11 protein-coding genes are annotated in these 13,434 nt (G+C 72.9%); 6 read left to right on the top strand and 5 right to left on the bottom strand.

Going from position 1 to position 13,434, the window contains the following annotated elements:
- Positions 1–19 precede the first annotated feature (19 nt).
- Together ACFE7W_RS09795 and ACFE7W_RS09790 are read left to right on the top strand one after the other, a co-directional pair.
- Positions 20–1,777 carry an ATP-binding protein gene (locus tag ACFE7W_RS09795; protein WP_375424576.1) on the top strand — a complete coding sequence of 586 codons (1,758 nt, stop codon included), beginning with the start codon at positions 20–22 and terminating at the stop codon, positions 1,775–1,777.
- Positions 1,777–3,606, top strand: a complete 1,830-nt coding sequence (locus ACFE7W_RS09790) for an FUSC family protein (protein WP_375424575.1) — start codon at positions 1,777–1,779, stop codon at positions 3,604–3,606. The genes ACFE7W_RS09795 and ACFE7W_RS09790 overlap by 1 nt, the downstream gene beginning before the upstream one ends.
- 2 nt (positions 3,607–3,608) lie before the next feature.
- Here ACFE7W_RS09790 and ACFE7W_RS09785 read toward each other — a convergent pair whose 3' ends face one another.
- Positions 3,609–4,091, bottom strand: a complete 483-nt coding sequence (locus ACFE7W_RS09785; protein WP_375424574.1) for a MarR family winged helix-turn-helix transcriptional regulator — start codon at positions 4,089–4,091, stop codon at positions 3,609–3,611.
- A gap of 97 nt (positions 4,092–4,188) precedes the next feature.
- Here ACFE7W_RS09785 and ACFE7W_RS09780 point away from each other — a divergent pair, with 97 nt between their 5' ends.
- On the top strand, positions 4,189–4,599 hold the full coding sequence (locus ACFE7W_RS09780; protein WP_375424573.1) for a VOC family protein: 411 nt from the start codon (positions 4,189–4,191) through the stop codon (positions 4,597–4,599).
- Positions 4,600–4,602: 3 nt separating this feature from the next.
- Here ACFE7W_RS09780 and ACFE7W_RS09775 read toward each other — a convergent pair whose 3' ends face one another.
- Genes ACFE7W_RS09775 through ACFE7W_RS09760 form a run of 4 tightly spaced genes read right to left on the bottom strand, consistent with a single transcriptional unit; the run spans position 4,603 to position 10,105 of the window.
- Complete coding sequence (locus ACFE7W_RS09775) at positions 4,603–4,995, bottom strand: pyridoxamine 5'-phosphate oxidase family protein (RefSeq protein WP_375424572.1); 393 nt, start codon at positions 4,993–4,995, stop codon at positions 4,603–4,605.
- Positions 4,992–8,681, bottom strand: coding sequence for a cobaltochelatase subunit CobN (gene cobN / locus ACFE7W_RS09770; protein ID WP_375424571.1), 3,690 nt, complete (start codon positions 8,679–8,681; stop codon positions 4,992–4,994). Before cobN ends, ACFE7W_RS09775 begins: the two co-directional genes overlap by 4 nt.
- A 46-nt stretch (positions 8,682–8,727) precedes the next feature.
- Positions 8,728–9,222, bottom strand: a complete 495-nt coding sequence (locus ACFE7W_RS09765; protein WP_375424570.1) for a pyridoxamine 5'-phosphate oxidase family protein — start codon at positions 9,220–9,222, stop codon at positions 8,728–8,730.
- A gap of 46 nt (positions 9,223–9,268) precedes the next feature.
- The gene (locus ACFE7W_RS09760; protein ID WP_375424569.1) at positions 9,269–10,105 is read right to left on the bottom strand and encodes a PhzF family phenazine biosynthesis protein; all 837 of its coding nucleotides are present in this window, start codon (positions 10,103–10,105) and stop codon (positions 9,269–9,271) included.
- A 66-nt stretch (positions 10,106–10,171) separates the two neighbouring features.
- Between ACFE7W_RS09760 and ACFE7W_RS09755 the strand changes: the two genes are divergently transcribed.
- The 3 genes from ACFE7W_RS09755 to ACFE7W_RS09745 are packed head-to-tail and all read left to right on the top strand — an operon-like array spanning position 10,172 to position 13,426.
- On the top strand, positions 10,172–11,275 hold the full coding sequence (locus ACFE7W_RS09755; protein ID WP_375424568.1) for a precorrin-3B synthase: 1,104 nt from the start codon (positions 10,172–10,174) through the stop codon (positions 11,273–11,275).
- Positions 11,268–11,921, top strand: coding sequence for a precorrin-8X methylmutase (locus tag ACFE7W_RS09750; RefSeq protein WP_375424567.1), 654 nt, complete (start codon positions 11,268–11,270; stop codon positions 11,919–11,921). The genes ACFE7W_RS09755 and ACFE7W_RS09750 overlap by 8 nt, the downstream gene beginning before the upstream one ends.
- Entirely contained in the window at positions 11,918–13,426 is a 1,509-nt protein-coding gene (locus ACFE7W_RS09745) for a precorrin-2 C(20)-methyltransferase (protein WP_375424566.1), read from the top strand. The genes ACFE7W_RS09750 and ACFE7W_RS09745 overlap by 4 nt, the downstream gene beginning before the upstream one ends.
- The last annotated feature ends 8 nt before the right edge of the window (positions 13,427–13,434 follow it).

Here is a 13,434-nt window from a genome sequence, read left to right as displayed (position 1 = left end):
GATAGAGAAGAGGCTCTGAGTGGGAGAACAGGTGGCCGCTACGGCTGCACTCGTCGCGCTTGCCCGGAGGCTCGGAACCGACCATGCCGACCTCGAGATCAAGGCAGCAGCCGGAGGTCTCCCGAAGACGACCGTGGAGACCATCAGCGCATTCGCCAACGGCAGGGGCGGCACACTGGTCCTCGGCCTCAGCGAGGACGACGGATTCGCTCCTGCGCCGGGGTTCGACGCCGCCCGGATCAGCGATGCCTTGGCGGGCTCCTGCGCGGACCGGCTCGACCCGCCCATCCGCGCCTCCGTCGTCACGGAGGAATTCGAGGATGCCCTGGTGGTCCGCGTCGACGTGCCTGAGCTCGACCCTCGGTTGAAGCCGTGCTTCGTCAAGGACCGCGGCCCTTACCAGGGCTCTTTCATCCGAGGCGGTGACGGTGACCGTCGACTCAACAGCTACGAGGTGACGCAGCTGTTGTCCAACCGCGGGCATCCCGCGGACGACAAGGTTCTCGTCGCGCAGGCGAGCCTCGCCGACCTGGACCCGGACCTGGTCACCGCTCTCGTCAACCGCGTCCGCGCACGGAGCCAGCGCGCCTTCGCCCGCCTCGACGACGAGGGCGTACTGGTCAGGCTCGGGGCTGCGCGCGACACCGACGCCGGACTGCGACCGACGCTCGCCGGCCTCCTCTGCTTGGGCATCTATCCGCAGCAGTTCTTCCCCCAGCTCTTCATCTCGTTCGTCGCCGTCCCCGGACGCACGATCGGTGAGCAGCTACCTGACGGTCGACGCTTCCTCGACAACCAGTCCATCGACGGACCGATCCCATTGATGGTGCAGGAGGCGGTCAACGCCGTCGAACGCAACATGCGCCGAGCCGCGCTGGTCACAGGGGTAGGCCGGACGGACCACTACGACTACCCCGTCGACGTCATCCGCGAGCTGGTGGTCAACGCGCTCATGCACCGCGACTACAGCGGCGGCAGCCTGGGGACGCAGGTCCAGGTCGAGCTCTATCCGGACCGCCTGGTGGTCAAGAGCCCAGGTGGCCTCTACGGCAGCGTCGATGTCAGCCAGCTCGGCACGGAGAACGCGACCTCATCGAGGAACGCTTTGCTGGCGAGACTTCTTGCCGAGGTACCCGTAGGCACGTCCGGTGAGGTGGTGTGCGAGAACCGGGGCTCGGGGATCCCTACCGTCCTGCGGTCTTTGCGGGACGCCGGGATGAGTCCACCCGAGTTCGACGCCGCGCCGGGTCACGTGTTCGTGACGGTGCCTCAGCACGCCCTCCTCGACCCAGCGGTCGTCGCCTGGATCGGCTCCCTCGGTGTGGTGGGCCTGAACGACGCTCAGCACCTGGCGCTCGCGATGATGCACGTCAACGGGTCCGTGACGAACGCCATGCTGCGGCTCTGGGGGGTCGAGCGTCAGACCGCCACGCAGGCTCTGGCCGACCTCGTCGGTCGAGGGCTCGCAACCAAGTCCGGAGGCCGCCGATACGCGAGCTACGAGCTGATCCCCCTCGATGCGCCGGCCGACCTCTTTTCGACCCCCGGCCCGGTCCCCGAGCCGAAGGTGCACCTGCCCCGGGTGGAGACGGAGCTGGCCGCCGTCCTCGAGGCGGTACGGGCTGGGTACACGACCTCACGGGCCATCGCGGCCCAGCTCGGTCTGAGCTACCAGACCACTCTGCGGCGGATCCGTGTCCTGCGCGAGAGCGGACGGCTCGAGGAAACGACCCTGCGGCACAGCAGGGCGCAGAGCTACCGCCTGGCGCCCGACTGATGTCTGGGCAGGCCGCCGCGCCCACCGCGCCCGCGCCGCACACCCCGCGGCCGCGCGGCGTGCGGGCGATGCTCGGGGTCCGGTCGACCTCGCGCCAGTGGCCGGTCGCGCTGCGGACGGCGGTCAGCGTGGCCGGACCCGTGCTGGTCGGGGTGCTGGCCGGCAACCTCGCGGCGGGGCTGCTCGCCGGGATCGGCGGCTTCGCCAGCCTCTACGGCAGCGGCCGCCCTTACCCGAACCGGGCCCGGCTGCTGCTGGCGGTGGCGTTCGCCCAGGCCGTGGTGGTGACGCTCGGCGCGGCGGCCAGCGGGTCGGCCTGGGTGGGGATCGCGGTCGTCACCGTGATCGCCGTGCTGGCCACGTGGGTGTGCAACGCGTTCGGTATCCAGCCCGGGTCGTACCAGATCGCCCTGACCTGTGCGAGCGGCACCGCGCTGCACGAGCAGGGGTTCGCGCCGCTGGAGAGCGGCCTGCTGGTACTTTCGGGCGGCTTGCTGGCGACCGCTGTCCAGCTCACCGGAGCCCTGGTGGACCTCCACGGGCCAGAACGGGCCGCGGTGGCTGATGCCGCGGAGTCGGTCGCACACTTCGTGGAGGGAGCCAACGCCGAGGATGCCGACGACCGGCAGCACGCCGCCGCCACGGCCCTGCACCGAGCCTGGATCGTCCTGGTCAACCAGCAGCCGCACCGCCGGCACACCCCGTCCGGGCTGGCGCGGCTGCGGGAGACCACCCGCACGTTGCAGCTGATCGTCGCCGGCGCTCAGCGCAGCCGCCGACCAGATCGTGAGGCGGCGGCCCGCGCTCGGCGGCTGGGTGCCGCAGCCCGACGCCGGGGTGGCGCGGGAGAGACCACGGTGCTGCACGCGCTGCCGCTGGGCCGGCCCGACGCCGCCGCCCTGCTGCTCAACACCGTGGCGCCCGGGTCGCGCTCGCTCCTCGTGCTGGTCCGGGTCGCGGTCGCCACCCTGCTCGCCGGGAGCATCGGGACCACCGTCGGGCTCACCCACGCCTACTGGGCGATCGCCGCGGCCGTGCTGGTGCTCAGCCAGGGCGCGGACCAACGCTCGACCGTGCAGCGCGGTCTGGAGCGGACGGCCGGCACGTTCCTCGGGCTCGTCGTGGTGGCGCTGCTGCTCGGGCTGGGACTGACCGGCGTGCCGCTGGTCGCCGCGCTGGCGGTCATCCTCTATGTGGCCCAGCTGCTGGTGCCGCGCAACTACGTCCTCGCTGCCGCCCTCATCACCTGCTCGGCGATGCTGATGGCGGTCGCCGGCCGGCCCGCCGCGGACACGGCCGTGCTGCTGCAGGCCCGCGGGCTGGACACCGCGCTCGGCTGCGTCGTCGCCATCGTCGTCTTCACCGCCGTGGCCAAGCGCTCGCCCACCGGATGGCTGCCGCAGGCCCTCTCCGACACCCTCTACGCCGCCGCGACCGCGTGCGAACAGCTCACGCCCGCCACCGTCACCTCCTGGACGGGGCTGACGGCGCGTCGCGACCTGCAGCGGGCGGTGATCCGGCTCGGCGAGGCCTACGAGAACGGTGTCAACGGGTTCGCCCGGCAACGCAGCGAGTCCGAGCGCGCCTGGCCCGTCGTGGTGGCTGTCGAACGCCTGGCCTACCGGGTGCTGGCCGAGAGCTGGCGACTGGAGGAGGCCGCCGCGCGCACTCCGGTACGCCACGGCCCGGAGCCCGCCGCCCCGCCGGCCGAGAGCCTGCGCGTCCTCGGCGACGCCGCCCGCCAGGGCCGCTCCCCCGGGCGCCTCGACGCCGTCCCCGGCTTCCTCTCCCGTGACGCCGGCGACCTGCGGCGGCTGCTCGCCCGCTGAGGTCAGCTCGGGCGGACCCGGCTCTGCTCGATCGCGGCGGCCATGGTGCCGGTCAGCTCGTCGAGGAAGGCGGCCACCAGGTCGAGGTCGGCAGCGTCGTGGCGCCGGACCAGCTCGTCGAGGTGCTCACCGAGCGTGGCGAAGAAGGCCACGGCCGGCTTGACGATCTCGGGACTGGTGCGCAGGGTCACCTTGCGCCGGTCGGCCTGCTCGCGGGTGCGGGTGACGTGGCCCGCGTCCTCGAGCCGGTTCAGCAGCTGGGCCGTCGCTCCCGAGGTCAGACCGATCCGCTCAGCGAGCCGGGCGGGGGTCAGGGGGACGCCCAGGTCCTCGGCGTACATGATCTCCACGATCGCGTTCGCGTCGGTGGACCGCAGTCCGAGCGACTGCGCGAACTCGGTGGTCAGCTCGGTGTAGCCCGCTCCGAAGGTACGCAGGCCGCCCAGCAACCGCACCCGGTGCGCGAACACCTCCTCCGGCTCCACCGCTCCTCCTCCGCCTCGCCGATCCGTCGTCGTCATCCTCGCATCTGCGGTATCTTCGTCACGTAGATACTTCGTCACTAACCCTTTGGAGGGCACCATGCCCGAGTACTCGGGCTCCCTGATCGACCACCTGAACGTCGCGGTGCCGGACCTCGACCGCTCGGTGGCCTTCTACTCTTTGGCCCTCGCGCCGCTGGACATCGTCACGCTGCTGCAGGTCCCGGCCGACCCCGCGGCCGACCAGCTGCGGATGCACGCCTTCGGCCAGCACCCGAAGCCGTTCTTCTGGCTCGTCGAGCAGGGGCGGGTCGGCACGAACATGCATCTCGCCTTCACCGCACAAGACCGGGCGAGCGTGGACGCCTTCTACGCCGCGGCCCTCGAGGCGGGAGCCACCTCCCAGGTCGCGCCGGCCGAGCACCCGGAGTACCAGCCCGACTACTACGGCGCGTTCGTCCTCGACCCCGACGGGATCAGCCTCGAGGCGGTCTGCCACCGGGCACCGTGAGGCTCAGCCGCGGCCGAGCATCCGGTGGACCTGCATCACCAGGACGACGCGCAACGGGTTCTCGCGCGGGGTCCGGTAGCGCCCGGCGTAACGACGCTCCGCGTCGGCCACGGTCGCCGCGTCCCGCTGGACGTGCAGCGGACCGGTCAAGGTGAGCCACCGGCCGCGGTCGACCTGGCAGAGGGCGCCGACCGCGCCGGCGCGACCGGCCAGCCGCGCCTTGACCGACTCGCCGCTGGTGATCACCCGGGCCAGCCGGGTGGCCGGCTCGTAGGTGAAGCCGACGGGCACGACGTGCGGGGTGCCGTCCGCGCGGACGTTGGTCAGCGTGGCCAGGTGCCGCTCGGTGAGGAAGGTGAGCACGTCCTCGCCGAGGGCTTCCAGGTCGAGACTCATCCCTGGGCGTCCTCGAGCTTGCTGGTCGGACTCGCAGGCTCGTCTTCCAAGTCGCCCTCGACGTCGAGGTAGACCTGCTGCAACTGCTCGACGATCTCCGGGTCGGGCTCGGCCCAGAGCCCGCGCTCGGCCGCCTCGCCCAGCTTCTCGATGATGCCGCGCAGCGCCCACGGGTTGGCGTGCTTCATGAAGTCCTGGTTGGTCTTGTCCAGCACGTAGGACTCGGCCAGCGAGGCGTACATCCAGTCCGGCACCACGCCGGCGGTGGCGTCGAAGCCGAACAGGTAGTCCACCGTCGCGGCCAGCTCGAACGCGCCCTTGTAGCCGTGCCGCTGCATCGCCTGGATCCAGCGCGGGTTGACCACCCGGGCGCGGAACACGCGCGCCGTCTCCTCGCCCAGGCTGCGGGTGCGGACCGCGTCGGGCACGGTCGAGTCGCCCACGTAGGCCTTTGGCGCCGTTCCCGTCAGCGCGCGGACGGTCGCGACCATGCCACCGTGGTACTGGAAGTAGTCGTCGGAGTCGGCGATGTCGTGCTCGCGGGTGTCGATGTTCTTGGCCGCGACGCTGATCCGGCGGTAGTTGGCCTCCATGTCCTCCCGCGCCGGGGCGCCGTCGAGGTCGCGCCCGTACGCGAACCCGCCCCAGGCCGTGTAGACCTCGGCCAGGTCGGCGTCGTCGCGCCAGTTGCCCGCCTCCATCAGCGGCAGGATGCCGGCCCCGTACGAGCCCGGCTTGGAACCGAAGATCCGCGTGGTCGCCCGGCGCTCGTCGCCGTGGACCGCGAGGTCGACCTGCGCGTGGGCGCGGACGTAGTTCTGCTCGTCGGGCTCCTCGCGCTCGGCGACCAGCCGGACCGCGTCGTCGAGCATGGCCAGCACGTGCGGGAAGGCGTCGCGGAAGAAGCCGGAGATGCGGACGGTGACGTCGATCCGTGGCCGGCCCAGCTCGGCCAGCGGCAGCACGTCCAGCCCGGTGACCCTTCTCGAGGCCTCGTCCCAGACGGGGACAACCCCGAGCAGGGCCAGCACCTCGGCCACGTCGTCGCCGGAGGTGCGCATCGCCGACGTGCCCCAGACGCTCAGGCCCACCGACTGCGGGTAGGTGCCGGTGTCGTCGAGGTGCCGCTGGACCAGCGACTCGGCCATCGCCTGGCCGGTCTGGCAGGCCAGCCGGGACGGGATGGCCTTCGGGTCGACGGAGTAGAAGTTGCGGCCGGTGGGCAGCACGTTGACCAGGCCGCGGAGCGGCGAGCCGGAGGGGCCGGCAGGCACGTAGCCCCCCTCGAGGGCGTGCAGCGTGGCGTCGATCTCGTCGGTCGTCGCGGCGAGGCGGGGGACGACCTCCTCGCAGGCGAAGGTCAGGGCAGTCCGCACCTGAGCGTTGTCCTCGCCCAGCGTCGAGAGCACCACCGCCGGGACGGCCTCCGCCACCCAGCCGGCCTCAGCCAGTGCCACCACCAGGGCGCGGGCCTGCTCCTCGACGGCGTCCACCTCGGTCAGCGGCGCACCCTCGGCGAGGCCGAGCGCCACCCGTAGGCCGGGGACCCCGTTGACCTGACCGCCGAAGATCTGGTTGGCCCGGAGCACGGCCAGCACCAGGTTGACCAGCTCGTCGCCGGTCGGCGCCTGGCCCAGGACGTGCAGGCCGTCGCGGATCTGCACGTCCTTGATCTCGCACAGCCAGCCGTCGACGTGCATCACGAAGTCGTCGAACGCCGCGTCGTCGGGCCGGTCGCTGAGCCCGAGCTCGGCGTCCATCTGCGCCGCCTGGATCAGCGTCCAGATCTCCCCCTGCAGGGCCGGGGCCTTGGCCGGGTCCATGGCGCGGACGTTTCCGTACTCGTCCAGCAGCTGCTCGAGCCGCGCGATGTCGCCGTAGGACTCGGCTCGGGCCATCGGGGGGATCAGGTGGTCGACGACGGTGGCGTGCGCACGGCGCTTGGCCTGGCTGCCCTCGCCGGGGTCGTTGACCAGGAACGGGTAGACCAAGGGCAGCGAGCCGATGGCCGCGTCGGTGCCGCAGGCCGCGGACATGCCGAGGTTCTTCCCGGGCAGCCACTCAAGGTTGCCGTGCTTGCCCACGTGGACCACGGCGTGGGCGCCGAACTCGTGCTGGATCCAGCCGTAGACGGCGAGGTAGTGGTGGGTGGGCGCGAGGTCGGGGTCGTGGTAGATCGCGATGGGGTTCTCCCCGAACCCGCGCGGCGGCTGGACCAGGATCACCACGTTGCCGGCCTGCAGGGTCGCCGCGACGATCTCGCCGTCCGGATCGCCGCCGAGGCCGACCCGGCTGTGGTCGACGAACAGCTCGCCGGGAGCCTCTCCCCAGGCGGCGGTCACGGAGTCGCTGAGCTCGGCCGGCAGGTCGGCGAGCCAGCGGCGGTACGTCCCCGCGGGAACGCGGGCGGGCTGACCCGAGAGCTGTCCGGACGTCAGCCACTCCGGGTCCTGGCCGCCGGCCGCGATCAGGGCGTGGATCAGTGCGTTCCCGGCGGTGGTGTCGGCCGACTCCCCCTCGACCGGCTCCAGTGGGCCGGTGCCCGGGATGTCGCCCGGCTCACCGAGGTCGTACCCGGCCTCGCGCATCGACCGGAGCAGCCGGATGACCGAGACGGGGGTGTCCAGGCCGACCGCGTTGCCGATCCGGGCGTGCTTGGTGGGGTAGGCGCCGAGGACCAGCGCGATCTTCCGCTCGCTCGGCGCAAGGTGCCGGAGCCGACCGTGGTTGACCGCGATCTCGGCCACCCGGCGGCAGCGTTCGGGGTCGGGCACGTAGGTCGGCAGCCCGTCCGCGTCGGTCTCCTTGAACGAGAACGGGACGGTGATGATGCGGCCGTCGAACTCGGGCACCGCCACCTGCGTGGCCACGTCGAGCGGGCTCATCCCCTCGTCCGACTCGGCCCAGCTGGCGCGGCTGGTGGTGAGGCAGAGTCCCTGCAGGATGGGGATGTCGAGCGCCGCCAGCGCCTGCACGTCCCAGGCCCCGTCGTCCTCACCGGCGGACGCGGTGGCCGGCCGGGTGCCGCCGGCCGCCAGGACCGTGGTGACGAGGGCGTCGAGCGTGCCGAGGTGGCTGAGCAGGTCGTCCGGAGCCTCCCGCAGCGAGGCGGCGAAGATCGGCAGCCCGACCCCGCCCGCGGCGTCGACCGCGTCGGCCAGGGCGTGCACGTAGCCGGTGTTGCCCGCCGTCTGCTGGGCTCGGTAGAAAAGGATGCCGACGCGGGGACGCACGGCGTCCACCGGCCCCGGCTCCGGGCGGGTGAGCTCGCCCCAGATAGGCTGGGCGACCGGCGGCTCGAACCCCTCACCGGTGAGCAGGACCGTGTCGGAGAGAAAGGCATGCAGCTGCGCCAGGTTCTCCGGGCCGCCCTGGGCCAGGTAGACGTGGGCGTCGGCCGCGGTGCCCATGGGCACCGTCGACAGCTCCATCAGCGAGGCGTCCGGCACCTGCTCGCCGCCGAGGACCACCATCGGCTGGCCCTCGCCCCGGATCCGCGCGAACCCCGAGCAGAGCGACGCTGCGGAGCCGAGGATGCGGGCGACGATCAGGTCTGCGGCGGCGAAGGCGGCCGCCATCTCCGTGTGCGCGGACTTGCTGGGGTTGACGTAGACGTAGTCCGCGCCGGAGGCCCGGGCCGACAGCAGGTCGGTGTCGGAGGTGGAGACCAGGGCGATGCGCGTCATGGCCTCGACCCTAGGCGAGCCCACGGACAACGCCCAGTCCGCTACCTCAGAGGTCGACGACCTCGTTGTCGTTGCCCTTGTACCGCTCGCCGGTGGTCTTGACCTTCACCAGGCTCAGGGCCGAGGCCACCAGCCCGCCCGGGGTGTCCCAGTACTCGGCGGTGTCAGCGTCGACCTTGACCGCCACGACCGACGGGTCCTCGGGCCCCTGGGGGAACCAGCCCTCCATCTGCGTCGTCCAGAGCTCGGCGACCCGTGCCCGGTCGTCGACGACCGAAGCCGTGCCGTTGATCGAGATCCAGACGTCACGCGAGCTGAGGGTCACCCCCACGTGGGGGTCGGCAGTGATGTGCGCGACCTTGCGGGAGTCGCGCGAGGACAGGTACCAGAGCTCGCCGTCGAAGTCGGTGTCCTGGTGGGCCATCGGTCGGCTCACGAACGCGCCCGTCTCGTCGACGGTGGTGAGCATGGCGAAGGTGATGCCCTTGGCCAGCTCGGCGATCTTCTGGGCGCCCGGAGCATCTGAGGTCGTGTTGGTCATGACCCTTGTTCTGCCCGGGACCTCGATCCGGACTCAGTTTCGCGACTCAGAGGTCGACGGTGCCGCTGACCACCGGCGCGACGTCGCCGCCGATCCACAGCGCCTCGGCGTCTCGCTCGACGTGGACCCGACCGGCCCCACCGATGGCGGTGCCCTGCGCAGCCACGTAGGAGTCGGGCGCCCGGCCGGTGTCCATCAGCCAGTGGGCCAGGCCGGCGTTCAGGCTGCCGGTCACCGGGTCCTCGGGCACCGCGCCGCCCGGGATGAACGCCCGCACCTCGAACTGGACCTCGGCGCCCGCCGGATGCGGGCCGACGACACCGATGTCCAGGCCGAGAACCCCAGCCGGGACGAGCTGCACCCCGAGCACCTGCTCGGCGCTGGCGAGCCGGACACCGAGCCACTCCGGGCCGTTGACCAGCCAGGAGGCGTCCAGGATGTCCTCGCGGGTCAGCCCCAAGCCGGTCGCGACCCGGTCCAGCAGCTCGGACTCGACCGGCTCGTACCGGGTCAGCGGCGGTGCGGCGAAGGCCAGCCGAGGACCGTCGACCCGGACCGGCACCAGCCCGGCCGCGCACTGCTGCACCACCCGTCCCTCCTCGGCCGGCCGGCCGCCGGCGTCGAGCCAGGCGACAGCCGAGCCGAGGGTGGGGTGACCGGCGAACGGCAGCTCACGCTCGGGCGTGTGGATGTGGACCTGGTAGTCGGCGCTCCGGTCGGTCGGCTCGGAGAGGAAGGTGGTCTCCGCCAGACCGGTCCAGCGGGCGAAGGCCTGCCGCTGCCCGGCGTCGAGGTCGTCGGCGTCCACGACCACGGCGAGCGGGTTGCCGCTCAGCGGCCTGCTGCCGAAGACGTCGAGCTGTCGGAAGTCGTGGCGGGTCACGTCGGGAATCTAGTGCTTCCGGGCGTGAGCACGGTCCGGCGGTCGTTCCTGCTTACGATGGCGGGCGTGACTGTGGACCGCTGCCCCGGCGTGCTCCGGCCGCACCAGGCGGCCGACGGTGCGATGGTGCGTATCCGCATCCCCGGCGGCCAGCTCACCGGCACAGCCCTGGCCGCGCTCGGCGCAGCGGCGGACACGTTCGGCAGTGGGGTCCTGCATCTGACCTCGAGGGCCAGCCTGCAGGTCCGGGGGCTGCCCCCGGCCCTGCCGCCCGCGTTCGAGGACGCGATCACCGCGGCGGGGAGCCTGCCCTCGCCGACCCACGAGCGGGTCCGCAACGTCGTCTGCTCGCCCCTGACCGGGCTGTCCGGTGGACGGGCCGACCTGCGGTCGATGGTCGCGGCGCTGGACCGGGCGGTGCTGGCCGAGCCGGCGCTGGCCCTGCTCTCCGGGCGGTTCCTCTTCGGGCTGGACGACGGGCGCGGAGACACCGTCGCGCTGCGGCCGGACCTCGGCTATCTGGCTCTGGACCCCTCACGCGGACGAATAGTGGTCGGGGGCCGTGGTCGGGAGGTGCCGGCTCGGGATGCGGTCGATGAGCTGGTCGGGCTGGCGCTGGACTTCGCCGCGGCCGCCGAGCCGGTCGGGGCGTGGCGGGTGAGCGACCTCCCCGGGTGGGTGGCCGGGCTCGGCGGTCTCGAGTCGGTGTCGCTGCCGGAGGCGGAGCTGATGCCGCTCGGTGCCGTCGGCCCGCACGCCAGCGTGGCCGTCCCGCTGGGCTTCCTCGCGCCCGAGCAGTGGCGAGCGGTGGTCGAGGCGGCCGAGGGGGGGCGCGTCGTGGTCACTCCCTGGCGAGGGCTGGTGGTCGCCGGCGCCGCCGACCGTCTGGCCGGCCTGGCCGCGAGTGGGCTGGTGGCCTCGTCGGCTTCTCCGTGGACGGCGATCAGTGCTTGCGTCGGTGCTCCCTGGTGCGCGCACGGCCGGGTCGACACCCAGGCGTTGGTCCGCTCGGCCGTCGATCCGGCTCTGGACGACGGGGCCGAGGCAGCCTGGCCGCGCACCCACGTCAGTGGCTGTGAACGGCGTTGCGGGGCTCCGGTCGGTGCGCACCGGGATCTCGTGGCCCCGACGCGTGACCAGCTGCTGGCCGAGGTGCTCACCCATGCCTGAGCCCCCGCGCCGGCGCTACGACTACGTCCGCGACCCCGCGGACATCTACCGCCGCTCCTTCGCCGAGGTCCGCGGCAAGGCCGACCTGACCGGGCTCGCCGAGGACCTCCGTACGGTCGCGGTGCGGATGATCCACGCCAGCGGGGACCTGGACCTCACGACGGCCCTGCAGGCGCACCCGCGGCTGGTGCCGGCGGCCCGCGGGGCGCTCCGGGCGGGCGCCCCGATCTTCACCGACGCGTACATGATCGCCTCGGGCGTGACCCGGCGGCGGCTGCCCGCCGACAACGCCGTGCGCTGCCTCCTCGACGACCCCCGCGTCCCGGCCCGGGCGCAGGCCTGGTCGACCACCCGGTCCGCGGCCGCCGTCTCGTTCTGGGGGCCCGAGCTGGAGGGCGCGGTGGTGGCGGTCGGCAACGCTCCGACGGCGCTGTTCCACCTGCTCGAGCAGATCGCGGACGGCGGCCCGCGACCTGCGGCCATCCTCGGCATCCCGGTGGGTTTCGTCGGCTCGGCGGAGTCCAAGGTGGCCCTGGCCGAGAACCCGTGGGACATCCCCTACCTGGTGGTGCACGGTCGTCGCGGCGGGTCGGCGCTCTGCGCCTCGGCCCTGAACGCGCTGGCGGCCGAGGACGAGATCGCGTGACCGGACGGCTGTACGGGGTGGGCGTCGGCCCCGGCGACCCGGAGCTCGTCACCCTGAAGGCGGCCCGGCTGATCCGGGGCGCCGACGTGGTGGCCTACCACTCGGGAACGGAGGGGCGCTCGATCGCGCGGACGATCGTGGCCGACCTGATCAGCCCCGACGCGACCGAGGAGCTGTTGATCTACCCCGTGACGACCGGGGCGACCGAGCACCCGCTGGGCTACTACGGCGCCATCGAGGACTTCTACGACGAGTCGGCCGAGCGCCTGGGCAAGCACCTCGACGCCGGCCGGACCGTGGTGGTGCTGGCCGAGGGCGACCCGATGTTCTACAGCTCGTACTCCTACCTGCACGACCGGCTGGCCGAGCACTACCCGAGCGAGATCGTGCCCGGGGTGACCTCGGTCAGCGCGGTGTCCGCCGCGCTCGCGCGACCCGTCAGCCGGCACGAGGACACCTTCACCGTGCTGCCGGGGACCATGGCCGTACCCGAGCTGGCCCGCCGGCTGGCTGAGGGCGGCGGCGCGGCGATCATGAAGCTCGGCCGGACCTTCGCCGGGGTGCGCGAGGCGCTCCGCCAGGCCGGCCGGCTGGACGACGCCTGGTACGTCGAACGGGCCAGCACCGGCCGGGAGCGTCGGCTGCCGGTGGCCGAGGTGGACGCCGACGCGGTGCCGTACTTCTCCATGGTCCTGGTGCCCGGGCCCGACCTGCGGGCGGACGCCGCCTCGCGCGCCCGGGCCTCGGCACCCGAACCGGTCGCCAGCTCCGCGGGCCGGCTGCTCGTCGTGGGGCTGGGACCGGGCCCGGACGGGTGGGTCACCCCCGAGGTGAGCGCGGCGCTGGCCGAGGTGGACCACGTGGTCGGGTACGGCCCGTACGTGGACCGGGTGCCGCAGCGTCCCGGCCTGAAGCGCCACGCGTCGGGCAACACCGTGGAGGTCGACCGGGCGTCGTTCGCGCTGGATCTGGCCCGGAGCGGCGAGCGCGTGGCCGTGGTCTCGGGCGGGGACGCCGGCGTCTTCGGGATGGCCTCGGCGGTGTACGAGGCAGCGGCCGCCGGCGAGCGGTACACCGACGTCAGCATCGAGGTGCTGCCGGGGGTGACGGCGGCGCAGGCGGTCGCCGCTCGGGCCGGCGCCCCGCTGGGCGGGGACTACGCCGTCGTCTCCCTCTCCGACCGGCTCAAGCCGTGGGAGCTGGTGGAGCGGCGCCTGCACGCCATCGGCGTCGCCGACCTCGTGCTGGCGGTCTACAACCCCGCCTCGCGCAGCCGGCGGGAGCAGGTCGCCCAGCTGAAGATGATCATGCTCGAGCACCGCACGCCTCAAACCCCTGTGGTGGTGGGCAGGCACGTCGGCCGCGCGGCGGAAGAGCTGATCATCACCACCCTGGATGATCTTGATCCATCCATGATCGACATGTCCTGCCTGCTGATCATCGGCTCCAGCCAGACCCGGCTCACCGCCGCCGGCAGCGTCTGGACCTCGCGCAGCCACCCTTGAGACCGGTC

Source organism: uncultured Friedmanniella sp. (genome assembly GCF_964244285.1).
Lineage (GTDB): Bacteria > Actinomycetota > Actinomycetes > Propionibacteriales > Propionibacteriaceae > Microlunatus.
Note: the sequence above shows the minus strand (reverse complement) of the source record. Positions and strands in the feature narration are given on the sequence as shown.

Excerpts from the sequence above, each read along its gene's own strand:
- ACFE7W_RS09790 (WP_375424575.1), top strand. The coding sequence starts at position 1,777 with ATGTCTGGGCAGGCCGCCGCGCCCACCGCGCCCGCGCCGCACACCCCG.
- ACFE7W_RS09780 (WP_375424573.1), top strand. The coding sequence starts at position 4,189 with ATGCCCGAGTACTCGGGCTCCCTGATCGACCACCTGAACGTCGCGGTG.
- ACFE7W_RS09775 (WP_375424572.1), bottom strand. The coding sequence starts at position 4,995 with ATGAGTCTCGACCTGGAAGCCCTCGGCGAGGACGTGCTCACCTTCCTC.
- cobN (WP_375424571.1), bottom strand. The coding sequence starts at position 8,681 with ATGACGCGCATCGCCCTGGTCTCCACCTCCGACACCGACCTGCTGTCG.
- ACFE7W_RS09765 (WP_375424570.1), bottom strand. The coding sequence starts at position 9,222 with ATGACCAACACGACCTCAGATGCTCCGGGCGCCCAGAAGATCGCCGAG.
- ACFE7W_RS09750 (WP_375424567.1), top strand. The coding sequence starts at position 11,268 with ATGCCTGAGCCCCCGCGCCGGCGCTACGACTACGTCCGCGACCCCGCG.